The sequence below is a fragment of the Brevundimonas sp. genome (assembly GCF_041911375.1).
Lineage (GTDB): Bacteria > Pseudomonadota > Alphaproteobacteria > Caulobacterales > Caulobacteraceae > Brevundimonas.
On record NZ_JAYRPA010000001.1, the window covers coordinates 38,576 to 61,545 of the forward strand.

29 protein-coding genes are annotated in these 22,970 nt (G+C 67.1%); 16 read left to right on the forward strand and 13 right to left on the reverse strand.

What is annotated here, in order from left to right; all coding sequences use genetic code 11:
* Positions 1-4 precede the first annotated feature (4 nt).
* Entirely contained in the window at positions 5-274 is a 270-nt protein-coding gene (locus tag ACE3PU_RS00180) for a hypothetical protein (protein ID WP_374385439.1), read from the reverse strand.
* Between the two features lie 263 nt (positions 275-537).
* On the opposite strand from ACE3PU_RS00180, the gene ACE3PU_RS00185 reads away from it, so the two are divergent.
* The 6 genes from ACE3PU_RS00185 to ACE3PU_RS00210 all read left to right on the forward strand — a co-directional run bounded on the left by ACE3PU_RS00185 (position 538) and on the right by ACE3PU_RS00210 (position 5,816).
* Positions 538-1,659 (forward strand): inositol-3-phosphate synthase, encoded by a 1,122-nt coding sequence (locus ACE3PU_RS00185; protein WP_374385440.1) that lies wholly within the window; start codon positions 538-540, stop codon positions 1,657-1,659.
* Positions 1,656-2,243, forward strand: a complete 588-nt coding sequence (locus ACE3PU_RS00190) for a histidine phosphatase family protein (protein WP_374385441.1) — start codon at positions 1,656-1,658, stop codon at positions 2,241-2,243. The genes ACE3PU_RS00185 and ACE3PU_RS00190 overlap by 4 nt, the downstream gene beginning before the upstream one ends.
* Complete coding sequence (locus ACE3PU_RS00195; protein WP_374385442.1) at positions 2,236-3,027, forward strand: TIGR04290 family methyltransferase; 792 nt, start codon at positions 2,236-2,238, stop codon at positions 3,025-3,027. Before ACE3PU_RS00190 ends, ACE3PU_RS00195 begins: the two co-directional genes overlap by 8 nt.
* Complete coding sequence (locus ACE3PU_RS00200) at positions 3,024-3,959, forward strand: beta-xylosidase (protein ID WP_374385443.1); 936 nt, start codon at positions 3,024-3,026, stop codon at positions 3,957-3,959. The genes ACE3PU_RS00195 and ACE3PU_RS00200 overlap by 4 nt, the downstream gene beginning before the upstream one ends.
* Positions 3,956-5,341, forward strand: coding sequence for a UDP-glucose/GDP-mannose dehydrogenase family protein (locus ACE3PU_RS00205; RefSeq protein WP_374385444.1), 1,386 nt, complete (start codon positions 3,956-3,958; stop codon positions 5,339-5,341). Before ACE3PU_RS00200 ends, ACE3PU_RS00205 begins: the two co-directional genes overlap by 4 nt.
* 70 nt (positions 5,342-5,411) lie before the next feature.
* Positions 5,412-5,816 carry a DUF6766 family protein gene (locus ACE3PU_RS00210; RefSeq protein ID WP_374385445.1) on the forward strand — a complete coding sequence of 135 codons (405 nt, stop codon included), beginning with the start codon at positions 5,412-5,414 and terminating at the stop codon, positions 5,814-5,816.
* A 74-nt stretch (positions 5,817-5,890) separates the two neighbouring features.
* On the opposite strand, the gene ACE3PU_RS00215 is transcribed toward ACE3PU_RS00210, so the two are convergent.
* Both ACE3PU_RS00215 and ACE3PU_RS00220 read right to left on the reverse strand, forming a co-directional pair.
* A complete protein-coding gene (locus ACE3PU_RS00215; RefSeq protein ID WP_374385447.1) occupies positions 5,891-6,766 on the reverse strand; it encodes a DMT family transporter in 876 nt (291 codons plus the stop codon).
* A gap of 105 nt (positions 6,767-6,871) precedes the next feature.
* Positions 6,872-7,750 (reverse strand): SDR family NAD(P)-dependent oxidoreductase, encoded by an 879-nt coding sequence (locus tag ACE3PU_RS00220; RefSeq protein ID WP_374385450.1) that lies wholly within the window; start codon positions 7,748-7,750, stop codon positions 6,872-6,874.
* 335 nt (positions 7,751-8,085) lie between these two features.
* Here ACE3PU_RS00220 and ACE3PU_RS00225 point away from each other — a divergent pair, with 335 nt between their 5' ends.
* Complete coding sequence (locus ACE3PU_RS00225; protein ID WP_374385452.1) at positions 8,086-8,235, forward strand: hypothetical protein; 150 nt, start codon at positions 8,086-8,088, stop codon at positions 8,233-8,235.
* A gap of 232 nt (positions 8,236-8,467) precedes the next feature.
* On the opposite strand, the gene ACE3PU_RS00230 is transcribed toward ACE3PU_RS00225, so the two are convergent.
* From ACE3PU_RS00230 to ACE3PU_RS00260, 7 genes are all read right to left on the reverse strand, one after another.
* Positions 8,468-9,376, reverse strand: a complete 909-nt coding sequence (locus tag ACE3PU_RS00230) for a manganese catalase family protein (protein WP_374385454.1) — start codon at positions 9,374-9,376, stop codon at positions 8,468-8,470.
* A gap of 26 nt (positions 9,377-9,402) precedes the next feature.
* Positions 9,403-9,924: a ferritin-like domain-containing protein gene (locus ACE3PU_RS00235; protein WP_374385456.1), complete on the reverse strand. Its 522-nt coding sequence runs from the start codon at positions 9,922-9,924 to the stop codon at positions 9,403-9,405.
* A gap of 168 nt (positions 9,925-10,092) precedes the next feature.
* On the reverse strand, positions 10,093-11,100 hold the full coding sequence (locus ACE3PU_RS00240) for an SDR family oxidoreductase (RefSeq protein WP_374385458.1): 1,008 nt from the start codon (positions 11,098-11,100) through the stop codon (positions 10,093-10,095).
* A gap of 30 nt (positions 11,101-11,130) precedes the next feature.
* Complete coding sequence (locus tag ACE3PU_RS00245; protein WP_374385460.1) at positions 11,131-11,988, reverse strand: SDR family oxidoreductase; 858 nt, start codon at positions 11,986-11,988, stop codon at positions 11,131-11,133.
* Between the two features lie 199 nt (positions 11,989-12,187).
* Entirely contained in the window at positions 12,188-12,769 is a 582-nt protein-coding gene (locus ACE3PU_RS00250; protein ID WP_374385462.1) for a DUF4142 domain-containing protein, read from the reverse strand.
* Positions 12,770-13,387: 618 nt separating this feature from the next.
* Positions 13,388-13,813, reverse strand: coding sequence for a DUF305 domain-containing protein (locus ACE3PU_RS00255; RefSeq protein ID WP_008259726.1), 426 nt, complete (start codon positions 13,811-13,813; stop codon positions 13,388-13,390).
* A 57-nt stretch (positions 13,814-13,870) separates the two neighbouring features.
* Positions 13,871-14,146 (reverse strand): metal-sensitive transcriptional regulator, encoded by a 276-nt coding sequence (locus tag ACE3PU_RS00260; RefSeq protein ID WP_040349360.1) that lies wholly within the window; start codon positions 14,144-14,146, stop codon positions 13,871-13,873.
* A 102-nt stretch (positions 14,147-14,248) separates the two neighbouring features.
* Here ACE3PU_RS00260 and ACE3PU_RS00265 point away from each other — a divergent pair, with 102 nt between their 5' ends.
* The 6 genes from ACE3PU_RS00265 to ACE3PU_RS00290 all read left to right on the forward strand — a co-directional run bounded on the left by ACE3PU_RS00265 (position 14,249) and on the right by ACE3PU_RS00290 (position 19,234).
* Positions 14,249-16,603 (forward strand): heavy metal translocating P-type ATPase, encoded by a 2,355-nt coding sequence (locus ACE3PU_RS00265; protein ID WP_040349359.1) that lies wholly within the window; start codon positions 14,249-14,251, stop codon positions 16,601-16,603.
* Positions 16,604-16,765: 162 nt separating this feature from the next.
* Positions 16,766-17,245 carry a DUF305 domain-containing protein gene (locus tag ACE3PU_RS00270; RefSeq protein ID WP_040349973.1) on the forward strand — a complete coding sequence of 160 codons (480 nt, stop codon included), beginning with the start codon at positions 16,766-16,768 and terminating at the stop codon, positions 17,243-17,245.
* A gap of 117 nt (positions 17,246-17,362) precedes the next feature.
* Entirely contained in the window at positions 17,363-17,725 is a 363-nt protein-coding gene (gene copC, locus ACE3PU_RS00275) for a copper homeostasis periplasmic binding protein CopC (RefSeq protein ID WP_008260662.1), read from the forward strand.
* 4 nt (positions 17,726-17,729) lie between these two features.
* Positions 17,730-18,644 (forward strand): copper homeostasis membrane protein CopD, encoded by a 915-nt coding sequence (copD, locus tag ACE3PU_RS00280; RefSeq protein WP_008260446.1) that lies wholly within the window; start codon positions 17,730-17,732, stop codon positions 18,642-18,644.
* 62 nt (positions 18,645-18,706) lie between these two features.
* Complete coding sequence (locus ACE3PU_RS00285; RefSeq protein WP_040349358.1) at positions 18,707-19,039, forward strand: hypothetical protein; 333 nt, start codon at positions 18,707-18,709, stop codon at positions 19,037-19,039.
* Positions 19,040-19,087: 48 nt separating this feature from the next.
* Positions 19,088-19,234 carry a hypothetical protein gene (locus ACE3PU_RS00290; protein WP_164952583.1) on the forward strand — a complete coding sequence of 49 codons (147 nt, stop codon included), beginning with the start codon at positions 19,088-19,090 and terminating at the stop codon, positions 19,232-19,234.
* Between the two features lie 98 nt (positions 19,235-19,332).
* Here the strand turns inward: ACE3PU_RS00290 and ACE3PU_RS00295 are convergent, their stop codons facing one another.
* From ACE3PU_RS00295 to ACE3PU_RS00305, 3 genes are read right to left on the reverse strand one after another with little or no spacing between them, the layout of a single operon-like run.
* Positions 19,333-19,824, reverse strand: a complete 492-nt coding sequence (locus ACE3PU_RS00295; RefSeq protein WP_374385466.1) for a nuclear transport factor 2 family protein — start codon at positions 19,822-19,824, stop codon at positions 19,333-19,335.
* A gap of 49 nt (positions 19,825-19,873) precedes the next feature.
* Positions 19,874-20,350: a DUF411 domain-containing protein gene (locus ACE3PU_RS00300; RefSeq protein ID WP_008259918.1), complete on the reverse strand. Its 477-nt coding sequence runs from the start codon at positions 20,348-20,350 to the stop codon at positions 19,874-19,876.
* Positions 20,347-21,438 (reverse strand): acyltransferase, encoded by a 1,092-nt coding sequence (locus ACE3PU_RS00305; protein ID WP_134582481.1) that lies wholly within the window; start codon positions 21,436-21,438, stop codon positions 20,347-20,349. Before ACE3PU_RS00305 ends, ACE3PU_RS00300 begins: the two co-directional genes overlap by 4 nt.
* 203 nt (positions 21,439-21,641) lie before the next feature.
* On the opposite strand from ACE3PU_RS00305, the gene ACE3PU_RS00310 reads away from it, so the two are divergent.
* From ACE3PU_RS00310 to ACE3PU_RS00320, 3 genes are read left to right on the forward strand one after another with little or no spacing between them, the layout of a single operon-like run.
* A complete protein-coding gene (locus ACE3PU_RS00310) occupies positions 21,642-21,908 on the forward strand; it encodes a hypothetical protein (RefSeq protein WP_205911595.1) in 267 nt (88 codons plus the stop codon).
* Complete coding sequence (locus ACE3PU_RS00315; protein ID WP_008264166.1) at positions 21,905-22,345, forward strand: Spy/CpxP family protein refolding chaperone; 441 nt, start codon at positions 21,905-21,907, stop codon at positions 22,343-22,345. The genes ACE3PU_RS00310 and ACE3PU_RS00315 overlap by 4 nt, the downstream gene beginning before the upstream one ends.
* Positions 22,346-22,354: 9 nt before the next feature.
* A complete protein-coding gene (locus tag ACE3PU_RS00320) occupies positions 22,355-22,924 on the forward strand; it encodes an RNA polymerase sigma factor (protein WP_008260971.1) in 570 nt (189 codons plus the stop codon).
* The last annotated feature ends 46 nt before the right edge of the window (positions 22,925-22,970 follow it).

A 22,970-nucleotide genomic window follows, 5' to 3' on the forward strand; every position in this document is an offset into this window, starting at 1 on the left:
CGGCTCAGCGCTGCACGAATTTCGAGAAGCGGCTCATTTGACCGCCGCTGGTCTCCTCCTGCGCGAGCAGGGCGAGATCGCTTTCATCGAAGATGCGGAAGAAGTCGTCCCAGGAGATCTCCTCCAGCGCCTCCTCCTTGTCGCCGAAGTCGAACCGCAGCACCCCGCCGCCGTCGGCGTCGGCCGTGCTCTTCACGCGAGAAGGCCGAGCGCCCCTCGCCTCAGCCCAGGCGCGGATATCGTCGTGGCTCGTCAGGGGGTTCGCTTCGGACATGGTGCGGCTCCGGTGGGTTCACCTGAGCAACAGCTTCTTCTACCGATCCGTTCCGATTTTCGAAGTGTTCAATTATGAACATATTTCCGGATCGCGAGCGAATACAGCACTTAATCAGTGTTCAAAACCCGACACATCGACGCTTGGATCGCGCTTCCTTCTTTGATCTGATGGATACTTGACCGTTTCGCGGAACCGGCAGCTTTGTAGATCCTTCCTCCTGCAGCGGCCGATTGGGTCGCCTCACGGCAAGGGGACCGCCAATGCAGCGAAACTCCGTACGGATCGGCGTCGTGGGCGTCGGAAATTGCGCATCGTCCTTCGTACAGGGCCTCGCCCACTATGCGGGGGCGACCGGCAACGCCCCGCCGCCCGGCCTGATGAACGTGGAGCTCGGCGGCTATCGTGTCGGGGACATGGAGGTCGTCAGCGCCTTCGACATCCATGCGGCCAAGGTGGGCCGCGACCTGTCGGACGCCATCTTCGCCCCGCCGAACAACACCTTCCGCTTCGCCTCGCCCCAACCGTCGGGCGTAGTCGTCCAGCGTGGGCCGACGCTGGACGGGATCGGCCAATATATGGTCGACGACCTGGAAGAGAGCCCCGCCCCGGCCGTCGACGTGGCGCAAGCTCTGCGCGACAGCGGGACCGAGGTGCTGGTCTCCTATCTGCCCGTCGGGTCGCAGCGGGCGAGCGAATATTATGCGGAGCAGGCGCTCCAGGCCGGCTGCGCCTTCGTCAACTGCATCCCGGTCTTCATCGCCTCCGACCCGGCCTGGGCGAAGCGTTTCAGTCAGGCCGGCCTGCCGATCGTCGGCGACGACATCAAGAGCCAGGTTGGCGCCACCATCGTCCACCGGGTTCTGGCCAATCTGATGCGCGAGCGGGGCGTCCGGGTGGACCGCACCTATCAGCTCAACTTCGGCGGCAACGCCGACTTCAAGAACATGCTGGAGCGCGAGCGGCTGACTTCAAAGAAGATCTCCAAGACCCAGGCGGTCACCAGCCAGTTCGAGACGCCCCTGGCCGATGACGATGTCCATGTCGGCCCCAGCGATTTCGTCCCGTGGCTGACCGATCGCAAATGGGCGCACATCCGGCTGGAGGGCACCACCTTCGGCGACGTGCCGATCAGCATGGAGGTCAAGCTGGAGGTGTGGGACAGCCCCAACAGCGCCGGCGTGGTCATCGACGCGGTGCGCTGCGCCAAGGTGGCGATGGATCGCGGCGTCTCGGGCCCTCTGGTCGGACCGTCCAGCTGGTTCATGAAATCCCCGCCCGAGCAGTTCACCGACGACGAGGCGCGCCAACGGACGCTGCGCTTCATCCGCGGGGACGAGGTCGCCCCCGCCCCCGCCGTTCGCGCCGCCCGCCTGGTTTCGTGACGATCATCCACCTGATCCGGCACGGCGCCCACGATCTTGTCTCCCGACGGCTCTGCGGACGCGCTGGGGGCGTGGGGATAGGCGAGGCCGGCCGACGTCAGGCCCAGGCCGTGTCGCGCACCCTCCCCCGGCCCGACCGGGTGCTCACCAGCCCGCTGCAACGGGCGCGTGAAACGGCCGCCGTCATCGCCGCCGCCCACGACCGTCCCCTGGAGGAGGAAGCCGCCTTGAACGAGATCGATTTCGGAGACTGGACCGGCCAAGACTTCGCCCAGCTCGACCCCCTGGCGGAATGGCGGCGGTGGAACGCCGAACGTGACCAGGCGCGACCGCCGAACGGCGAGTCGATGCTGGAGGTGCAGGGCCGCCTGGCGCGCTGGCTGGAAACCCTGGCCAAGGCGGATGCAGGCACAGTGGCCGCGGTCAGCCACGCCGATGTCGTCAAATCAGTCGTCGCCCTGGCCCTGGGCCTGTCGCTGCGAAACCACGACCGGTTCGAGGTCGCGCCGGGATCGGTCACCACCGTGTCCGCGACGCCGGACGCCCTCACTCTTCTTCGCCTGAACGAGGTTCCTCATGGCTGAACTCACGCCTGCACAGGTCCGCGCCCGGGTCTCCGAACTGGGCCCCTGGTTTCACAACATGGAGCTGAAGGGGGTGCGCACCGCGCCGGATCACTTCCTGCACGACTATCCGGCCAACAAATTCTCTCGCTTCGCCCATGTGGTGCCCGAAGACCTGAGCGGCCGCAGCGTCCTCGACATCGGCTGCAACGCCGGCTTCTACTCGCTGGAGATGAAGCGGCGGGGGGCGAACCGGGTCCTGGGCGTCGACTTCGACGACCGCTACCTCGACCAGGCGCGGCTCGCCGCCGAGGTCGAAGGCGCGGACATCGAGTTCCGCAAACTGTCCGTCTACGACCTGGCCAAGCTCGGCGAACGGTTCGATCTCGTCATCTTCATGGGCGTTCTCTACCACCTGCGCCACCCGCTGCTGGCGCTGGACCTGATCCACGAGCACGTGGCCGACGACCTGCTGCTGTTCCAATCGATGCAACGCGGCGCGCAAGACATCTTCGAACCCGAAATCGACTACGACTTCAGCCAGACGGCCCATTTCGACCGCGCCGACTATCCGAAGCTGCACTTCATCGAGCACCGCTACGCCGGGGACTGGACCAATTGGTGGGCGCCCAACGCCTCGGCCAGCGCGGCCATGCTGCGCAGTGCGGGGTTCCACGTCCTCGACCGGCCGGAGGAGGAAGTCTTCCTGTGCCGCCGCGTGGACCGGCCCACCGACGCCGGCCCCGTCTATCCCGCCCGTGGGGCCGCCAACGGCCATGACATGACCAAGGACACACGCCGATGATCGAAGCGGTCAAGATCTGGAACGAACCCAACAACAAGTCGCATTGGGATCCGCTGCTCGACCCCGAATGGGAGCGCTTCTCCGAAATGACGCGGCTGGCGGGGGCGGCCATCCGTGCGGAAAATCCTGCGCTCACGCGGGTGCTTGGCGGAATGTCGCCCATCGACCCGTCCTTCGTCCGCAGGCTGGAGGCGCAAGGGGTCATGGACGCCGTCGATGTGATCGCCGTCCATGGGTTTCCGCTGGACTGGAACCTGTGGCCCATCGACGAATGGCCGGCCCGGATCGAGGAGATCAAGGCGGTCACGGACAAGCCCGTCTGGGTGACGGAGGTCGGCGTCTCCGCCTTCGGCTCCGAAGAGGTCCAGGCCTGGGGCGTGCGCAAGACCGCCGAACTGCTGATCGGCAAGGCGCCGCGCATCCATTGGTACAGCCTCTATGACCTGCCGCGGACATGGGAGGCGACCACGCGCCATCGCGAGGCCGAAGGCTCGTCCTATTACCGGCATTTCCACATGGGCCTGCTGCGCGAGGACGGCTCGCCCAAGCCCGCCGTGGAGGCCTTCCGGCCTTATGCGTCGGACATGGGCGTGTGTCAGTGGTTCCACTTCCAGGACCATCGCCTGGACGACGCCGTGCGCTGGCTGAAGGATCTGGGCGTCCGCCAGCTGCGCACCGGACTGTCCTGGGCCGACCGATACCGCGAAGGCGCGCTGGACTGGTTCGACCGCCAGATGCAGGCGCTGTCCGACTTCGACGTCACCGTCACCTTCTGCTTCACGCCCGAACATCGCGGGCTGGAGGCCCACCACACCAGTCCGCCCCAGGCGCCGGAGGAGTTCGCGGCGTTCTGCGCCGAAATGACCGCCCGCTATGCGCCGGCCCGCGCGCCGGTCGTCACGCCGCAACGGATCAAGGCGAGCGCGGCATGAGGATCGGCGTCATCGGAACCGGCTATGTCGGCCTCGTCACCGGCGCCTGCCTTGCCGAACTGGGGCATGAGGTCTGCTGCATCGACAACGACCGCGCCAAGGTCGATCGTCTGCTGGCCGGCGACTGCCCCATCTATGAGCCGGACCTGCCGGCCCTGATCGCGCGCAACCGGATGGCGGGTCGTCTCAGCTTCTCCAGCAATACGGCCGACGGCGTGACCTCCAGCGACGTCGTCTTCATCGCCGTCGGCACCCCGCCCGGCGCTGACGGCGAGGCCGACCTCAGCTTCGTTCACGCCGCCGCGCGCGACATCGCCGGCCATCTGCGTGGCTTCACGCTGGTGGCGACCAAGTCGACCGTTCCCGTCGGGACCGGCGACGATGTGGAAGCGATCCTGGCCGCCCATGCCCCGGACGTCGAAACGGCCGTGGTGTCCAACCCGGAGTTCCTGCGCGAAGGGTGCGCCATCGGCGACTTTCTGAAACCCGATCGGATCGTGGTCGGCGCCGAAACATCCCGCGCAAGGGCGATGATGGAGGCCGTCTATCGTCCGCTGACCGCACGAGGCCACCCCCTGCTCGCCTGCGATCGCCGCACGGCGGAGCTGATCAAATACGCCTCCAACGCGTTCCTGGCGGTCAAGATCAGCTACATCAACGAGATCGCCGACCTGTGCGAGAATATCGGCGCTGACGCCCTCTGCGTCGCCGAGGGCATGGGACTGGACGCGCGCATCGGCGCGCGGTTCCTTCAGCCCGGTCCCGGCTATGGCGGTTCCTGTTTTCCCAAGGACACTCAGGCCCTGCTCGCCACGGCGCGACGGGCCGATACGACCCTGTCCGTGGTCGCGGCCGCAGAGACCGCGAACCGGCGCCGCAAACGCAATCTCGCGGCGCGTGTCGCTGATGCGACGGGCGACCTGACCGACAAGGTCGTGGCTGTGCTGGGCCTCGCCTTCAAGGCAGGCACCGACGACATGCGCGAAGCCGCCGCTCTCGACTTGATACCCGGCCTCCAGGCGCGCGGCGCCATCGTGCGCGCCAGCGACCCTGAGGCTATCGACGCCGCGCGGACGACGATGCCCGGCGCCGCCTTCTTCCGAGACGCATATGCCGCGGCGCAGGGCGCGGACGTCCTGGTCGTGCTGACCGAATGGCCGGCCTATGCGAGCCTTGATCTCGAGCGGATACGACGGGTTATGCGGGGCCATCGCGTGATCGACTTCCGCAACCTCTTTGCACCCGATGCCGTCGTGGATGCGGGCCTGGACTACGTTTCGCTCGGCCGCCCGGCCTGTCGCAGATCGATCGGCGCCCATGGGCATGGCGCGCCGGTGAACGACCGGATGCAGCCGGCGCTGCAATCGCCGGACATGGACTGATGCCAATGGACGGCGCCCGTGTTTTTCCAACCGATCGCGCGGCGTCCTCGCCGCCAAGGGAGAGGCTCCTATGCTGAAGCGTTATGGCTACGCCTGGATCACCCTGGCCTTCTTTTCCGTCTCCATAATCCTGCACTGGCTGTTCGGCTGGTTCGCCTTCGTGGACGAGGCGCGAGAGCACGGCCAGGCCGCGCAGCTCACCCCCTATCTGGTCGAGATGGCGCGGGACACTTTCGAGAACTGGCAGTCGGAGTTCCTGCAACTGCTGTGGCAGGTCGTCGGCCTGGCCTACTTCCTCTACGTCGGCTCGCCGTCGTCCAAGGAGAACGACGACCGGACCGAGGCCAAGCTGGATGCGCTGCTTGAGCTGGTCGGCAAGGAACGCGGTCTGGCCCTGATCGCGCAGATCGACCAGCGCCACGAACGGCGTGGCGGCCATGCTTCCATCCACGTCGATCCGCCCTACGCCCGCTAATGCGGCATGACCCGGGGGCCGCGGCCTGGCTGTCGAGATCGGGCGGGCCCGGCTTCGCGGGTGTCAGGCCCGGATCAGAGCGTGGCGCGGCGACGCGCGCGCTGAGGTGACATGCCTCTCAGCCTGAGCCGCGAGAGCGCCCTTTCGCGATGCAGCGTATAGGCCCCGCCCAGAAGGATCAGCCCGATGCCCGCCAGCGTCGTCCGATCGGGGACCACGCCGAAGACGAGGGCGGAAAGCCCAACCGCGAACAGAACCTGGGCGTAGGAGAAGGGCGCCAGCAGCGACGCCTCACCCCGCGTATAACCGACGATCAGCAGATACTGCCCCAGCGCATAGAGACCGCCCATCGTCACGGCCTGGGCGACCTGCAACGGCGTCATCGCCACGGCGAACGTCGGCCATGACGCCGTCAGCGCCAAAAAGCCCACGCCTGAAGACCACAACAGGATCGTCTCCACCGCATCGCTGTCGCCGATCCTGCGTGTGGTGACGACCATGGCCGCCCCGCACGCCGCGGAGGCGAGCGGAAACAGGGCCGCAGGCTGCAGAGCCTCGCCCCCCGGCCGCAGGATGACCAGCACTCCGGCCAGGCCGATGAGAAGCGCCGCCCAGCGCCGCACGTGGACGCTCTCGCCCAGAACGACGATCGACAACAGGGTCACGAAGGCTGGGGTGACGAACGAAATCGCCGTCGCCTCCGCGACGCCGAGATCGCGAAGACCGCGGATGAACAGCAGGCCCGAACCCAGCAGCGCGATACCGCGCAGAAGCTGGAGCTCCGGCCGGCTCGCCCCCCCCCGCCGGCCGCGTCGTCGTACGATCCAAACGGCGACGGCCAGCAGGACGGCATAGCGCATCCAGGCGATCTGGGCGGCCGGCAAGCTCGCGCTCAGCGGTTTGGCGAACAGGTCGGCGCAGGCGAAAAGCCCAACCGCGGCCACGACCATCAGGGGCGCGAGCGGTCCGGCGCCGGCTTTGCAAGGCGAACCGCCGCTCCCCGCCGGCGGATCGCCGTCCGGTCCAGGCCAGGTGGTGACCGGAGGCGGCAACGATCAGGACCAGTTGGCGGAATCCGCCGCATCCACTCCCAGCGTCTCGCCGCTGATGAAGCGCGCCTCGTCGCTCAGCAGGAACAGCACGGCCGAGGCGATGTCTTCAGGCGTCACCCAAGCCAGGCCCATGGGCGTGGCGTCCTTGTTGGCCTCAAGATAGTCGTCCCGCGTCGGATCCGACTTGTCGGGCACGGCCTGCTGGAACCGCTCCTGGCTGGACATCATCGGCGTATCGACGGGACCAGGCAGGACGACATTGACCGTCACGCCGCTCTTGGCCGCTTCCAACGCCGCCGTCTTGCACAGTCCGACGAGGGCGAACTTCGAGGCGACATAGGGGGCGGCTTCCTTTTCCCCATGTTTGCTGAGGCCGCTGCCGATGGCCACGACCCGCCCGCGCTTTGCAGCCAACATCAGCTTCAACGCTGGCGACAAGACATGGAACACGCCGTTCAGGTTCGCTCGCATCACCGTGTCGAAGGTGTCGGGCCGCATCTCGGCGATCGGCCCCTCGATCGACAGGCCTGCGTTGGCCACCAGGAAGTCCAGACGGCCGAAGCCTTCCTCGGCGCGCCGAACCAGGATCGCCGCCTCATCATGTCTCGCCACATCGACCTTGAGCGCGATGCAGCGGACACCCTCCGCCTGAACGGCGTCCACGGTGGCCTGAAGGTCATCGGCGGTCGCCTTGGGATAGGGCGTGCCGTCGGGCAGATCGGCGAGGACGTCGCCCAGAACGAGGTCACAACCTTCGCGAGCCAAGGCGACGGCGACGGCTCGGCCGATCCCGCGCGCCGCGCCGGTCACGATGGCGCAACGCCCCAAAAAGCGCGGAGGCGAAGACGGTAGAGGCGCGCGTTCGGGATCGGGGTTCGACAAGGTGAGCTCCTCTGGATTCTTCCAGCCAACCTCGCCCTCGCCGCCACGGTTCCTGCCCCGCCGAGGCGCGACGCGATCTCCATGAAAAGACGATCCTTTTTCGCTGCCCGACCTAGGTCTGCTTTCAGACACAGGAACGCGCACGCGGGCTTTCGCGCTGTCAGATGAAACCCTGCAGGATTGATGTCCGTGATGGAGGAGAGCGCCATGAGAATCCTGAACCTCGTCGACGTATCAGCCGTCTGGCGAACCCCGCCCTTCCTGGCCGCCATGAAGACGGATGGGCCTCGCGCCGAAGTCGGCGCCCCGTCCGCGCCACGCAGGCGCTGATCGTCATGGCCGGTTCTGATCCTCGCAAGCCGCCCGTTCTTCGCAACCGTCGCAAGCTCGCCCGACTGATAGTCCTGCTTCTGATCGCCTTCGCCCTTCTCTATATCGGCGTGGGCGCGACAGCCTTCTTCCGCACCCAACCCCCGCCTTTCTGACGGCAATCGTCACCGCGCCGCTCGCCAGCCGGCCTTGCCCTTTCATGGCCCCTCAAGGCGTGGGGGCGTGCAGGCGGTAAGGCGCCGCCAAAGGGCGCGACAGCCGCCGCCGGTGACCCAAGAGAGCGCTTCAAGGTGTCCGCTGCGCTGGTCGCCCCACGAAAACGCCCGGCGCGCAGTCGCGCCCGGGCGTCGTCGTAGCTCAGACAGGCTCACGCCCCTTCGGACGCTGTCACTCCGTCTGCGGATTGTACGGGGTGGTCCGCCCGGCTCCGGGGCCCGCGCCCAAATCCGCGCCGGTCAGCGGCGCCGAAGAGGGGTCGGACATGGTCCGGGTCATGAAGGCGTCAACCGCCTTCTGCTCCTTGGCCGGCAGACTGACCGTGGCGTGGCCGTCGCCGCCGTCCACCGCCATCTGGGTCTCGCGATCGGAGACGACCTCCCACTGCTCGCCTTCGTTCCAAGGGCCCGTAGCGTCGCCCTCGCCCTGAGACATGTTGTAGTACTTGTCGGCGAACTCGGGACGACCCGGGATCTTGCCGGGCGGGAAGTTGGCGGGGATAGCGTACAGCGCCTTCTCGAACGACTTCTGGTGCGCCACCTCGCGGGTCATCAGGAAGGACAGGGCGTCCTTGATGCCTGCATCGTCGGTGACATTGATCAGCCGCTCATAGACGATCTTGGCGCGGGCCTCGGCGGCGATGTTGGAGCGCAGGTCGCACGCCGGATCGCCGATGGAGTCGATATAGGCCGCGGTCCACGGCACGCCGGACGAGTTCACCAGGGCCGTGCCCCCGCCGTACAGGATGGACATGGTGTGGCTGTCGCCCTTTGAGGTCATGCTGGCGTACAGATCCGCCTCTTCCTCCGCCGCCTCGGCCAGCTTGCCCTTGGCGCCGCGGTTCAGCATGGCGACGATCGAGCCGATCACTTCCAGGTGGCTCAGTTCCTCCGTCGCGATGTCCATCAGCAGGTCGCGCCGATTGACGTCCTCGTCGGCCAGCCCCTGGGTGAAATAGCGCATCGCCGCCGCCAGTTCGCCCTGAGGCCCGCCGAACTGTTCCAGCATCAGGGTGGCCAGGCCGGGGTTCGGCTCCGCCACCCGCACCGTGTACATCAGCTTCTTGTTGTGCATGAACATGGGTCAGTCCTTATTTGGATCGCCGATCAACGGCTGGGGTTTTCGCCGTCGCGCTTCAGGCGCAGGTATTTCTCGGTCAGGGCGGGCAGGCTTTCGTCGACCCAGCGGGCCATCCGCTGCTCCTCTTCCAGGGTCTCATTCAGCGGATCGAGGGCTGGTGAGAAGTCGCCGTGGCGCGCCAGGAGGATCAGTCCCTTGTAGACGGCCGCCTCGTAGTTCTCGAAAGCGAAGTTGGCGAAGGCGTTCTTCAGGATCTCATCCTCGGCGAACATATGTCCCATCGCCGCCATGGACCCGCCCATGGACAGGGCCGCGTCCTTCAGGCCGGAGGGGTTCTCCTCGAACTGCCCCAGCACCTCCTCCAGGCGCGTGATCTGCTGTTCGGTCTCGGCTCGGTGCGCCCGCAGCTGATCCGCCACTTCGGTGAAGTTCTTGGCGCGTTCGATCTGGCGATCCATCAGGGCCAAGGCCTGATGCTCGACGCCGTGGGCGTTCTTCAGCCCGGTCACGAACACCTCGCGCCAGACATCGTCGTTCATCACTGCCATGCATCCGCTCCTTCGATTGGGATGCAGGGCTAACGGAGCGGGGGGCCGAGGTTTCCGCATGTCGGGAAACGGACGCAGGCCCGAGCCTCGCCTGCTCGGGCTGACGACGGCCCAGGTCCGTCGCGCCGAACGGCGACGTCCGCTCGGCCGCTCATCCGCCGGCGCCGGTCATTCCGAGGCGGGGCGACGCCTCATGCCGAGGATCAGGCCGCCGACCAGCAACGCCCCGGCTCCCGCGACCAGCGCGGCCTTGACGTTGACCGGCTTGAATCCGCCCTCCACGCCGCCCGGATCGGCGGGCGGGCCGAACAGATTGCCGTCTGAGCGAGGCGCGCGACGCGCTCTGCGGAAGTAGGCGCGCATGAAGACATCCATACCCGCCGCCAAAGTCTTCGGCGCCAGCGCATGCGCCGCCTGGACGGCGAAAGCCGGGGCGCCGATGGTGACGCCCGGACGCGGACGTTGCGCCAGCCGCACGACCGCCCGCGCCACACGTCGCGGATCCAGCACCGGCGGCGGCGCGGATACCTGGCCGCCCGTATAGTTGGCGCCGTGCCTCAGACCCGGCGTGTCCACAAAGGCGGGATAGACGTCGCACACATGGATGTCGCGGTGCGCCGTCAGCTCGCCGCGGAGCGCTTCGGAAAACCCGCGCAGGCCGAACTTGCTGGCGCTGTAGGCGGCGGCCCAGGGCGCGGCGGCGAAACCGCCCAAGGAGATCATGTTGATGAAGACGCCCCTGCCCTGCCTCAGAAAGATGGGCAGCACGGCGTGGGCGTCGTTCATATGGCCGATCAGATTGGCGCGTATCACCTGCTCATGCGCCGTCATGGGCGTTTCGTGGAACAGACCGACCGCCCCCACCCCGACATTGGAGAACCAGACGTCGATCCGACCGCCGAAGGCGACGGCCTGCTCCGCCAGGGCGCGCACGGCCTGGGCGTCGGTCACGTCCGTTTCGACCGCGACGGCGTCCACGCCCAGAGCACGGCACCGCGCCGCCACCGCGTCCAGCGCCGCAGGATCGCGCGCGGCCAGGACCAGGCGGGCGCCTTCACGCGCAAAGGCCTCGGCGGCGGCCTCGCCGATCCCGCTGGAAGCGCCCGTGATCACGACGACGGCGCCCTCAAGGTCGAGTGTCTTGGCGCGCGACCGCACCCTGGCGTCCCTCGACATCATGCGGTCCTCTCGTTCCCCTTGGGCTGTTCAGATGATGGGCGTGCCGCCGGTGACCGCCACAGTCGCGCCGGAGACGTAGCTGGCCTCGTCGGAGGCCAGCAGGACATAGACGGGCGCCAGCTCCGCCGGCTGGCCGGGGCGGCCCATCGGCGTGCTTGCGCCAAAGCTTTCGACCTTGTCCGCCGGCATCGTCGAGGGGATGAGCGGCGTCCAGATCGGGCCGGGGGCCACGGCGTTGGCGCGGATTCCCTTCGGGCCCAGCAGCTGCGCCAGGCCTGCGGTGAAGTTCTGGATGGCGCCCTTGGTGGTGGCGTAGGCCAGAAGCGTCGGATTGGGCTTGTCCGAATTGATCGAGGCCGTGTTGATGATCGCCGCCCCCGGCTTCATGTGCGGGACCGCCGCCTTGGTGATGTAGAACATGGCGGAGATGTTGACGGCGAAGGTGCGCTCCCATTCCTCGTCCGGGATGTCTTCGATCGCCTCGAACGTCATCTGGTGGGCTGCGTTGTTCACCAGCACGTCGATCCGGCCGAACCGATCGACGGCCTCCTGAACGATCCGGCGACAGGTCTGCGGGTCCGCCAGGTCGCCCGCGAACAGCAGGCACGACCGCCCGCTCGCCTCGACCAGGCGTCCGGTCTCTTCTGCGTCCTGGGTTTCGCTGAGATAACCCACGACCACGTCGGCGCCCTCGCGCGCATAGGCCAGGGCGACGGCCCGCCCGATCCCGGAATCGGCGCCGGTGATCACGGCGACCTTGCCTTCAAGACGCCCGGAGCCCTTGTAGGACTCTTCGCCGTGGTCGGGACGCGGGTTCATCGCGTCGGTTCGGCCTGGGACGGGCTGCTCCGGCGTATCGAACGGGGGCTTGGGATAATCGCGCATGCGGTCTCCTGGAACGGATGGGGGAAAGAGCCGAACTCTCAGGACGCCGGTTCGCTCCGATGCCTTCGGCAGCGCCAAAATCCGACTCCCGCCATTCCGCCGAAATCACGATCCCCGGCCGGGATCGGGCGCAGGCGCTTGCGCACGGGTTGGAAGCGCTGGCGTTCGAGAGGCTTCCGCCAGCGCTGCGCCGCCTGCCTCAGCGGGAACCGCCGCCTTCGTGGCCGGCGTGGTCCGCGCCGCCCATCCCGCGCTGCATCGCCACGATCTCGTTGTAGTGGCGCGAGACGATGGGGACCGCCGCGGCCGCGGCCTGCTTCAGTTGCGGCGTGTCGCCGTTCCGGGAATAGCGGGTGTGGAGCATCAGCGCCTCCCGGTGCGCCATCACCTGTTGCTCCACATACAGGGCCTGTCGCGCCTCACCGCGCGCGGACTGCAGCTGCCGGATCATCTCGGCCTTCGGCGCGTCCAGGGCCGGCGGCGGGGGCGTCATGCCGGCGGCCCGGGCCGCGTCCATCACCGTGCGGGTGGTCATCGTGTGATGCTCGATCATCATCTCGGCGAAGCGGCGCAGGTCCGGATCGCCGCCGTCTTGCATGACAAGCTGACTGGACTGGATCTCGTAGAGATCGCTAGCGCCCGCCATGCGGACGAAGTCCATGGCGGTCGGCGCGGGTTGGTCCATGGCGGACTGGGCTACGGTGACGGCCTCACCGGTGGGCCCGGCGGCGCAGGCCGACGCCAGGGCGGCGGCGGCGATGCTGATCATCAGACGTTTCATTGGCGATATTCCTGGTCCCGCGCGACATGCGCGCTTCACCAATCCGCCACGCCTGCCGACGTTCTCTGTGTCGGAAATGCGACCCGACCACTTGGCCGAGCGCCGCGGACCTCGCCGCCTCACTCCCACTCGATTACACAAATTACCCCAAGCCGCTGATCGGCTTGGGGTTTTTTCTCGCATATCGGTCGCCGGACCGATTGAATAACCGACAAACGGGAAGTATTCTGAAAACATTCAGAAAATTCTAAGCAATAACATTTGCGTGAATTCGTCATCTTTTGCGGTCTATCGGACTTTCTGAGCACCGAGATGCAATGCAACGAGTTCGATTCGCCTTGCCACTTTGCACCATCACTCGGACGTACACTGTATCTCATGCGCATGTTCGTCGTCGAGCTTACCGGCTCGATCGTATGGCGATAGCGACAAGCGTCGTCGATGCCTGTCATGCCGCGCTCGACGACCGGAATGCAAACGCCGCACTGGCTTTGCGGCCGACGGCGTCCTGATTTTCGACGACGGCGGGACTGGCCGATCGGTCTTTCGCCACGAGGACGACAGATGGCGGATTACGCACATCCGTTGGTCCTCGGACGCGGTGCCCTGATCTCGCGATCAGGCGGCGGGAGTCGCTGACGCTCCCTTCTGGGCGAGCCAGGCGTCGATCAGGGTGATTTCGCGCTCCTGAGCCGAGATCACCGCCTGGGCCAGGTTCCGCGCTTGGGCGTCCTTGCCTTGCGCGAGCTCCACACGGGCCATCGAGACGGCTGCGACGTGGTGACCTCGCATCTGCGTCATGAAGTCGATGTCCGCGTCCCCGGTGAAGGGAGGCATCGCCTCCATCATCGTGTTCATCGATGCCTTGTAGCCTTGGGTGGCGACGGAGTCGCCGGGCGCAGGCGCAGCCATGCCGCCCTCCATTCCGCCATGGGCGTCCGCCGCTGCGGCGGCCTCAGGCGCGGCTACGGCGGGCTCTTCGGCTTGCGGGGAACAGGCCGTAGCCAAGGCGCAGGCGGCGAGGACGAGGCTGATGCGTTTCATGACGGCTCCTTGGGATCCGACGTTAGCGACCAGGAGGGCCCATTCGTTCCGCCAACTCTACCGTCCGGCCCGCGCCAAGAGCTCGATCAGCTCGCCGGCCTTGGCCTTGCGATCCTCGGGATCGTCGCCGGTCATGGCGCCCATGACGCAGTGGTCGAGGTGATCCCGTAGCACTTCGGTCTCCACGCGATGGAGCGCGGCTCGAACGGCCTGAAGTTGGGTCAGCAAGTCGACGCAATACCGGTCATCTTCAACCATGCGGGAGATTCCCCGCACCTGGCCTTCGATCCGGCTGAGCCTGTTGAGGACTTTGGGTTTCGTGTCGGTTTGCATGCGGCCTGTCCTCCTGAGCGCCCCCATATACCCCAGACGGGTATCTTGCGATATACCCCCCATGGGTATATGTGAGCCCTTCGGTCAGCCGGAGAGAGCGACATGTCCACGCATCCTCACAATCATGCCTCGGGTCACGCCTGCTGCGGGGCGAAGGCCTTGGATGGCGCGGCTACGGTCAAGGATCCCGTCTGCGGCAAGTCGGTCGATCTCACGACTACCGCTCACCGAGCCAGTCATGGCGGTCAGGACTATTTCTTCTGCTCGGCGGGGTGCCGGACCAAATTCATCGGCGATCCGATGCGTTACCTGAACCCTCGCGTGGAGGCCGAGCCGGCCGTTCCCGGCGCCATCTACACCTGCCCGATGCACCCCGAGATCCGGCAGGAAGGCCCAGGCTCCTGCCCGATCTGCGGCATGGCGCTTGAGCCGGAGACGGTCACGGCGGAAGCCCCGCCCAACCACGAGCTGATCGACTTCACCAGACGCTTTTGGGTTGGTCTGGTCCTGACCCTGCCGGTCTTCGCCCTGGAAATGGGCGGACACCTGGCCAATCTCCACATGTTCATCCCGGGCCAGATGTCGAACTGGATCCAGTTCGCTTTGGCGACCCCCGTGGTTCTCTGGTGCGGCTGGCCCTTCTTCGAGCGCGGCTGGACATCGCTGCGCACCCGGCGGCTGAATATGTTCACCCTGATCGCCATGGGGGTCGGCGTGGCATGGCTTTACAGCGTCGTGGCCGTCGTCGCGCCAACCCTGTTCCCGCCCGCCTTCCTGAAGGCCGACGGAAGCGCGCCGGTGTATTTCGAGGCGGCGGCGGTCATCACCGTGCTGGTCCTCGTCGGGCAGATTCTGGAACTGCGCGCCCGCGAACAGACGTCGGGCGCGATCCGAGCCCTGCTGGACCTCACGCCCAAGACCGCGCGCCGAATCCGGGCGGACGGCGTCGATGAAGATGTCTCGCTTGACCAGATCGCCGTCGGCGACCGCCTGCGGGTAAGGCCCGGAGAGAAGATCCCGGTCGATGGCGAACTCCTGGAGGGTCGGGTCGCTGTCGACGAATCCATGGTGACCGGCGAGTCCATGCCGGTGACCAAGGATGTCGGCGACCGCGTCGTGGCCGGCGCGCTCAACAAGACCGGATCCTTCATCATGCGCGCCGACAAGGTGGGCGCCGACACCCTGCTGTCGCAGATCGTCCAGATGGTGGCCCAGGCCCAGCGCAGTCGCGCCCCGATCCAGCGGCTGGCCGATACGGTCTCCGGATGGTTCGTTCCCACGGTGATCGCGATCGCCCTGCTCGCCGCCGTCGTCTGGGGCCTGGTCGGTCCCGAGCCCCGTTTGTCCTACGCCCTGGTCGCCGCCGTTTCGGTGCTCATCATCGCCTGTCCCTGTGCGTTGGGTCTGGCGACGCCGATCTCGATCATGGTCGGGGTGGGACGTGGCGCCCACGCCGGCGTCCTGATCAAAAACGCCGAGGCGCTCGAACGCTTCGAGAAGGTCGACACTCTCGTTCTGGACAAGACCGGCACCCTGACGGAGGGCCGTCCGTCGGTAACGGCGATCCTGCCCGCCCTCGGCTTCGTTGAAGCCGACATCTTGCGTCTTTCGGCCAGCCTCGAGCGGGGCAGCGAACATCCGTTGGCCGACGCGATTGTCCGGGCAGCCAAGGACCGGGACATCCCCCTTACCGAGGCCGTGGACTTCGACAGCCCGGTCGGTCGCGGCGTTCGCGGGACGATTGAGGGCCGCCAGGTCGCCCTGGGCAACACCCGTTTTCTCGGCGAGCTTTCGATCGACGTCTCCGCGCTGGAGCCGAAGGCGGAGGCCCTTCGCCACGACGGCGCCACCGCCATATTCGTGGCGATCGACGGAAAGGCGGCCGGGGTCATCGGCATCGCCGATCCCATCAAGGCCACCACGCCGGCTGCGATCCTCGCGCTGAAAGCGGCCGGTCTGCGGCTGGTGATGATGACCGGGGACAACCGGACGACGGCCGAAGCGGTCGCGCGTCGCCTCGGCATCGACGAAGTCCAGGCGGAGGTTCTGCCGCAGGACAAGGCGTCTGTCGTTCAACAGCTTCGTTCGCAGGGTCGGATCGTCGCCATGGCGGGGGATGGCGTCAACGATGCCCCTGCCCTCGCCGCAGCCGATGTCGGCGTCGCCATGGGGGCGGGTTCGGACGTCGCCATCGAGAGCGCCGGCGTCACGCTGCTGGGCGGTGATCTGCAAGGCATCGTGCGCGCACGGCATCTGTCCCGTGCGGTGATGGGCAACATCCGCCAGAACCTCGTTTTCGCCTTCGGCTACAACGCCCTTGGCATCCCCGTGGCGGCTGGCCTGCTTTATCCCGTCTTCGGCTGGCTTCTCTCGCCTGCCCTTGCGGCGCTCGCAATGGCGCTCTCCTCGGTCAGCGTCATCGGCAATGCGCTGAGACTGCGCGCGGTGAGGCTTTAGCCAAGATAGGCAATCAACAGTCCGCCCACCCACCTAAGGGAGGAACCGGCTGTGACGGGCCGGATTGATTTAGACGCTGACCGCAGTCTCCAAGCATTCGCAGCGGCAGGCGATGACGAACTGAAATTTCTGAAGAGGATACGGACGATGTCTCATCAACAGATGGACCACGGCGGTCAAGGCAACGCTCGTGGACTTGGCCCTTACCGAAGCCTGTACCTGGAGTTGGCGCTCGACTTCGTCATCATGTACCTGGTCATGTACACGATGATCGCCACGCTCGGTCACTTCTATCTCAACCTGAACAACGTCTACATGACCCTGATGATGGTCGCGCCGATGGCGGTCCTCATGCTCGTCTTCATGCGGTCCATGTACCCGTCGCGCAAAACAAACCTGGCCATTGGCGCGGTCGCGGCCGTGATCTTCGTCGGCAGCTTCATCGGCATGCGCACCCAGGCGTTCGTTGGCGACGACGAATTCCTGCGATCGATGATCCCGCACCATTCCGGGGCCGTGTTGATGTGCGAGCAAGCCTCCCTGACAGATCCGGAGATCATCGCTTTGTGCGACGGCATCGTGCGTGGTCAACAGGCGGAGATCGCCCAGATGCAGGCGCTCCTCGAGAAGCGTCGCCGCTGACCCCGGCGTGCGGGGGAAGGCCTCAGCCGCCGCCCGCTTCCTCTTCATGAGGGACGCGGTCGTGTGGCGCGTAGAGAAGCAGAAGGCCGGGACCGGCCAAACGTCTGGAGACTGAGTATGCGTTACTTCCACCCCGCGCCCTTCATCGCCGTCGCGGCGGTCGTGGCCTTCGCCGCCGGACCGGCGGCGGCCCACGCTCGCCTGGTCAGCGCCACCCCGGCGCCCGACTCCACCGTGGCCGCGACCCGGACGCTGACCCTGACCTTCAGCGAACGCAGCGTTCCCGCCTTTTCCGGCTTCGACGTCGTCAATGCGGCGGGGGAGAAGATCGCGATCCGCACCTCGGTGGCCGAGGACGGCAGGACCCTCACGGGCGCGCTGGCTCGCCCGCTGGCCGCCGGCGCCTACCGTGTCGACTGGCGTATCGCGTCGAGCGACGGCCACCGCATGACGGGATCCTACGCCTTCACGGTGCGCTGACGCCGTGCTGGAAGTCGCGGTCATCGCGCTTCGCTGGCTTCAATACGGCGGCGGCGTCGTCCTTCTCGGCGCGCCGCTGTTCCTTCTCTACAGCTTCAAAGACGCCGACGCGCCGAACCTGGAATGGTCGCGACCGACATTGCGCCTCGCCGCGATCATCGTCGCGCTCGGCTCGCTCGCCGCCCTGGTGGCACAGACGGCCGTCATGGCGGGGTCGCTGGGCGAAGCCGTCAAACCCGCGTCCCTGTCCTTCATGGTCACCGGCACGGCCCTGGGCATGGCGATGGTCGTGCGGGCCGCCGCCGCCTTGCTTGGGCTCGTCGCCTTGGTCGCCCTGAAACCCGGTCGCGCGCTCTGGAGCGTGACGGCCGCCTTGGGTCTGATGGTGGCCGCCAGCTTCGCGTGGACGGGTCACGGCGCGGCCACCGAGGGCCCTGGCGGGCCCCTCCATCTTGTCGCCAACATCATTCACGCGGTGGCAGCGGCCTTGTGGCTGGGCGCCCTGGCGGCGTTGACGGCCCTGCTTCTGCGCCGAGCCGGTCCGGACGACCTTGCAATCCATCGCGCCCTGCATGGCTTCGCCGGCCTTGGAACGCTCGCGGTCCTGTTGCTGGTGCTGACCGGTCTCGTGAACAGCTGGTTCCTGATCGGTCCCGAGCGCGTGGCGTCGATCGCGGGCAACCTCTACGGCCAGCTTCTGGTCGCCAAGCTCGTCCTCTTCGGTTTGATGCTTGCGCTGGCGGCGAGCAACCGGTTCCGGCTGACGCCGACACTGGGCTCTGCGCTGGAGACGGGCCAACCCTCCGTCGCCGCCATGAGCGCGCTCCGGCGCAGCCTGTTGATCGAAACGGGTCTGGGACTCGCCCTGATCGGCGTCGTGGCGGTCATGGGAACCCTGCCGCCCCCGGCGTCTCTGTAGGCTCGATTGCAATGATCAAAATGAGATCGTCGCTCCGCCGACCGTTGAAGTATGATCAGACAATGCCGTTCCTGCGTCATGACCTCGTCCGACTGACGACCGCGCTGCTCGCGGCGTTTGCCATGCTGTTCGTGTCCACCGCTTCGATCGCCTGCGAAGCTCCGGTCGATCCGGATATGGCGTCCATGTCGATGAGCGGCGACGGCGTCCCGTGCGAGCCGAAGACCGTCAGGATCTCATGCCATAAGGCGTGTCTGGCCATCTGCCAGGGCCTTGTCCCCCAGGGCGGTGAATCCACCCCCGCACGGGTCTATGCGTCTGTCCTCTATCCATCCCTTGATGCGCGGCATGCCGATTTCACCGTGGAGGCGGACGACCCGCCCCCACGACGCTGATCCTGTTGAAGATGACCGAACTCATTCAATCAAACAGAGATCAAAACCATGAAACGCACTCTCACCCTCGCAGCCCTGGTGCTGCTGGCTTCCGGTTCAGCCGCCTTCGCGGCCGCGCCGGACGCCGTGGCGCAGGCCGTATGCGCTTGCTGCGACGCTATCGCAGCCTGCGCGGAAGCCTGCACCTGCTGCTGATCGTATGATCGGGGACGCCCGCCCGCGAGGGCGGGCGTCTTCTCGATGTTCCTCACCGACGTCGCAGGGCCGGCGACCCGCTGGCGCGGGCCTGAGCGTCAGCCGGGCGCGCGCGACGACCAGTGAATGTGGTGGATGCGCCAGCCGTCGGCATGGCGTTTGAGGACCATGGTTTCGGTCGTCAGGCGGTCCACGGCACGGCCGTTGAATTGGCCCGTCGTGCGGCCTTCGCTGGCGATCCAGGCGATGTCCCCATCGGCCCATCCCGATCTGCGCGTCACCGTCGCTTCAGAGGCGGCGGCGAAGGCGGCGTCCGAGCCCAGGTGATGGGACGCATACTCGTCGCGCGATCGCTCCGCGCCACCCTCCTCGAAGATCATCACATCCGGTGCCATCAGGGCCAGGGCGACGGCCGTGTCGCCGGCCTTGAGAGCGACGTGAAAGGCATCGACGGCCGCCGCCGCGTCCGCATCTTCCGCGGCGACCGAGCCGGCGGCCCGGGCATGCCCGTGGGCGTGGTCCTGGGCGAAGGCGGGTGTCGCCGAAAGCACGGCGAGCGACAGGACGAGTTCGAGAGAGGTGCGGGACATGGCGAACTCCGGTTTGTGGGTGATCTGAACGGACTGAGCGCGATCGGCGTCAGGCCCGCGGGTTGTGGCGGGCGAACACGCGGGTCGCGCCCGAGCGAAGCACCAGCAGGGTGTCGTAGGGCTCCTTGTGCCCCTGCGGCGTCTCCATGCCGGGCGAACCGAGCGGCATGCCCGGGACCGCGACACCCACCGCCGCCGGTCTCTCGGCCAGCAGTCGGATGACGTCCGGGGCCGGCACATGACCCTCGACCAGATAACCATCGATCAGACCGGTATGACAGGAAGCGAGCGCGTCCGGCATGCCGCGGCTGCTCCGGACCGATTCAAGGCTCGGAAGGACGGTGATGGTTGTGGTGAAGCCCGCCTCGCACATGTGCGCGATCCAAGCATCGCAGCAGGCGCAGGTCGGCGTCTTGAAGACCGTGAGGCTTCTTGACGGCCGCGTCTGGGCGCAGGCGGTTCCGCTGATGCCGATGAAGGCGGCCGCGCCGAGCAGCAGGCGGCGGTTCAGGCTGGCGGGGTTCAAAAGGGTTCTCCCTGATCGCTGTGTACGGATCGTCTGGCTTCGACGGGGTCGGCGCCCTGCGGCGCCGTTCGTTTGCGTAGCCACCGTCGGCCGGGCTGCTCGACGAAGACATGGATGGCCGCCGCGGCGGCGAGCGTCAACACAAGCATGGCGGCCAGTTCGACCAGGCCCATTCGATAGTCCGCACCCCAGCCGGCGAACGCCTGCGCCGCATTGCGCCACACCATCAGGATGGGGATGTGGACGAGATAAAGGGCGAACGAGGCTTCGCCGGCGAACAGAAGCACGGGGTGAGACAGGATGGTCCGGACCGGAGCCTTGGCTAACAGGGCGAGCGACAGGATAAAGGGACCGGCCGCCGCCACGATGACCCGGTCGTCGGCGCCGATCTGCATGAGCGCCAGCGGCAAGGTCGTGGCGACCAGGGCGCCCATGAGGGACATTCGCGGCGAAGGCGTCCAGCGCTGACCGAGATAGTAGAGGCCAATGCCGTAGAGGAATTCGGGAATGATGCGCAGGATCCCGAGGCTGTCCTCAGCCCGAGGCAACATCCGGCCGAACCAGGCGCGGTAGAAGGCGTCAAGGGCAACGAACAACAGCATGGCGAGGGCGATCAGGACCCACGGCCTGGCCCGCAGCCGGAGCGCGAGGGCGGCATAGGCGGGGAAGGCCAGATAGGCGAACCACTCCGCCGACAGCGACCAGGCCGGTCCGTTCCAGAGCGCCATGCTCTCTCGCGGGAACCACGCCTGGACGAGCAGAAGGGTGCCCGCGAAGTCGACGGGATTGAACCGGCCAGGCTCCAGCCCGACACCGAACACAGGCGCGATCAGCACCAGCCCAAGCATGGCCAGGAGGATGAACAGGTGAGCCGGATATATCCGGGCGAGGCGCGCCGCCAGGAATCGACCGTAGTTCGGGGCCCGGTCTCCCTGCAGGTAGACGTGGGTCAGGATGAAGCCCGACAGGATGAAGAAGACATCCACGCCCAGGCGCGCGCGGTTCAGCAAGCCCGCGCTCTCCGCCGGGAGCGTCCAGTAGAGCTGGAAGTGAAACAGCACGACGCCGAGGGCGAGAAAGAACCTCACGCCCGTGAGTTGATCGAGCACGTCGGGGAATGGAACCCGCGTGGGCCCTGATCTGTCGCTCACGTCTTTTCCCCGGACGACAGGGCGCGTCCCGGTCGTTCTCTGGTATCTACGCGGGCGACGGCTCGTCCCCTCGTGAGGGGACCGGAAGGCTGGCGCGTATGGCAGATGGGGCGTGACGCAGGTGCGCAATGACTGACGACATGAATGAACTGATCGCAGCGGTCGGGCCGGGCGACGCCGGCCGGCTGGTCGGCATGGAAGACGCGGTCTGGGTGCGGATCGGCGAACGCAGGGAGCGCGCCCGCATGGGTCAGGTCCGGGTCGCCGCCGTTGCGCTCGCTCTGGTGATCGGCGTCGCGAACGGAGGGCTGATGCTCATGGCTCCACGGCCGGAGCCGTCCGAGATGCGGATTTTCACCGTCTCGGCGGGCTTGTCGCCTCTCTCCGGCCTGGACGTTCGGGGATGAGAGCCTCCTGGAAGTCGATCGTCATCACGGCCATCCTGGCCGCGCTGGCCAGCGGCGCGGCGACCTGGGCGAGCGCGACCTGGGTCATGCGGGAGCGGCAGCCGCCAAGCCTGCACAGCGTCGTCCATGAGAAACTCGACCTGAGCCCTGAGCAGGATCGACGGCTCGACGTGGTCGAAGCCCGGTTCGCCGCTCTGCGGCCGGCGCTCGAAGCGGAAGTGCGCGCGGCCAATCGCGAACTGGCGGCCGCCATCGCCGCCAGTGACGGCGACACGCCCCAGGTCCAGGCCGCGGTCGATCATTTCCACGCCGCCATGGGCGATCTGCAGAAGGCGACAATCACCCATGTGTTCGAGATGCGATCCGTCCTGACCCCGGCGCAGGCCGAGGTGTTCGACGCCGCGGTCGTCGAGGCCCTGCACGACGACGCCGGCTAAGCGGCGCGCGTGTGTGCTGAGCAGAGCATCGAGGCCCGTGCGGCGACCGGAGACCGGGCCGCCTTCACCGCCTTGATGGCCGCCACAAAGGCCGATCTCTACCGGTTCGTGCGCCGCTATGTCGGCGACGAGTCCGAAGCGCATGACGTGCTTCAGGAAAGCTATGCGTCCGCCTGGCTCGCCCTGCGGCGGTATGATCCGGCGCGGCCGTTCGACGTCTGGCTTCGCTCCATCGCCCTCAACAAATGTCGAGACTGGGGCCGGCGGCGCGCGGTCCGCCGGGTTGTGCGCGGCGTCATGGGCCTGGAGGCGCCCGAGGCGGCGGCGGTGGGCGACGATGCGCCGTCACCCGAGACACGGCTGGACGATCAGCGCAGGGCCGAAGCTCTGCAACGCGCCTTGCGGGACCTTCCCGACGCCCTGAAGGGGCCGCTTCTGCTCGCCACGCTCGAGGGACGGTCTCACGCCGAGATCGCCTCGATCCTCGGTATTACGCCCAAGGCGGTCGAGACCCGCGTCGCCCGCGCCCGCAAGACCTTGACGGCGGCTTTGGCCCAAGCTTCCGGCGGAAACGCTTGACCTTGCCCTGATGGGAATATGCACAAGCTGCAATCCCGACGTCTGC

Bases quoted from the DNA above. Each gene is read 5' to 3' on its own strand.
- ACE3PU_RS00285 (WP_040349358.1), top strand. From the start codon at position 18,707: ATGCCGTTCCTGCGTCATGACCTCGTCCGACTGACGACCGCGCTGCTC.
- ACE3PU_RS00200 (WP_374385443.1), top strand. From the start codon at position 3,024: ATGATCGAAGCGGTCAAGATCTGGAACGAACCCAACAACAAGTCGCAT.
- ACE3PU_RS00195 (WP_374385442.1), top strand. From the start codon at position 2,236: ATGGCTGAACTCACGCCTGCACAGGTCCGCGCCCGGGTCTCCGAACTG.
- ACE3PU_RS00250 (WP_374385462.1), bottom strand. From the start codon at position 12,769: ATGAAACGTCTGATGATCAGCATCGCCGCCGCCGCCCTGGCGTCGGCC.
- ACE3PU_RS00240 (WP_374385458.1), bottom strand. From the start codon at position 11,100: ATGTCGAGGGACGCCAGGGTGCGGTCGCGCGCCAAGACACTCGACCTT.
- ACE3PU_RS00180 (WP_374385439.1), bottom strand. From the start codon at position 274: ATGTCCGAAGCGAACCCCCTGACGAGCCACGACGATATCCGCGCCTGG.
- ACE3PU_RS00235 (WP_374385456.1), bottom strand. From the start codon at position 9,924: ATGGCAGTGATGAACGACGATGTCTGGCGCGAGGTGTTCGTGACCGGG.
- ACE3PU_RS00185 (WP_374385440.1), top strand. From the start codon at position 538: ATGCAGCGAAACTCCGTACGGATCGGCGTCGTGGGCGTCGGAAATTGC.
- ACE3PU_RS00260 (WP_040349360.1), bottom strand. From the start codon at position 14,146: ATGCAAACCGACACGAAACCCAAAGTCCTCAACAGGCTCAGCCGGATC.
- ACE3PU_RS00310 (WP_205911595.1), top strand. From the start codon at position 21,642: ATGAATGAACTGATCGCAGCGGTCGGGCCGGGCGACGCCGGCCGGCTG.
- ACE3PU_RS00290 (WP_164952583.1), top strand. From the start codon at position 19,088: ATGAAACGCACTCTCACCCTCGCAGCCCTGGTGCTGCTGGCTTCCGGT.
- ACE3PU_RS00265 (WP_040349359.1), top strand. From the start codon at position 14,249: ATGTCCACGCATCCTCACAATCATGCCTCGGGTCACGCCTGCTGCGGG.
- ACE3PU_RS00245 (WP_374385460.1), bottom strand. From the start codon at position 11,988: ATGCGCGATTATCCCAAGCCCCCGTTCGATACGCCGGAGCAGCCCGTC.
- ACE3PU_RS00225 (WP_374385452.1), top strand. From the start codon at position 8,086: ATGGCCGGTTCTGATCCTCGCAAGCCGCCCGTTCTTCGCAACCGTCGC.
- ACE3PU_RS00215 (WP_374385447.1), bottom strand. From the start codon at position 6,766: ATGGTCGTGGCCGCGGTTGGGCTTTTCGCCTGCGCCGACCTGTTCGCC.
- ACE3PU_RS00230 (WP_374385454.1), bottom strand. From the start codon at position 9,376: ATGTTCATGCACAACAAGAAGCTGATGTACACGGTGCGGGTGGCGGAG.
- ACE3PU_RS00205 (WP_374385444.1), top strand. From the start codon at position 3,956: ATGAGGATCGGCGTCATCGGAACCGGCTATGTCGGCCTCGTCACCGGC.
- ACE3PU_RS00315 (WP_008264166.1), top strand. From the start codon at position 21,905: ATGAGAGCCTCCTGGAAGTCGATCGTCATCACGGCCATCCTGGCCGCG.
- ACE3PU_RS00295 (WP_374385466.1), bottom strand. From the start codon at position 19,824: ATGTCCCGCACCTCTCTCGAACTCGTCCTGTCGCTCGCCGTGCTTTCG.
- ACE3PU_RS00255 (WP_008259726.1), bottom strand. From the start codon at position 13,813: ATGAAACGCATCAGCCTCGTCCTCGCCGCCTGCGCCTTGGCTACGGCC.
- copC (WP_008260662.1), top strand. From the start codon at position 17,363: ATGCGTTACTTCCACCCCGCGCCCTTCATCGCCGTCGCGGCGGTCGTG.
- ACE3PU_RS00210 (WP_374385445.1), top strand. From the start codon at position 5,412: ATGCTGAAGCGTTATGGCTACGCCTGGATCACCCTGGCCTTCTTTTCC.
- ACE3PU_RS00270 (WP_040349973.1), top strand. From the start codon at position 16,766: ATGGACCACGGCGGTCAAGGCAACGCTCGTGGACTTGGCCCTTACCGA.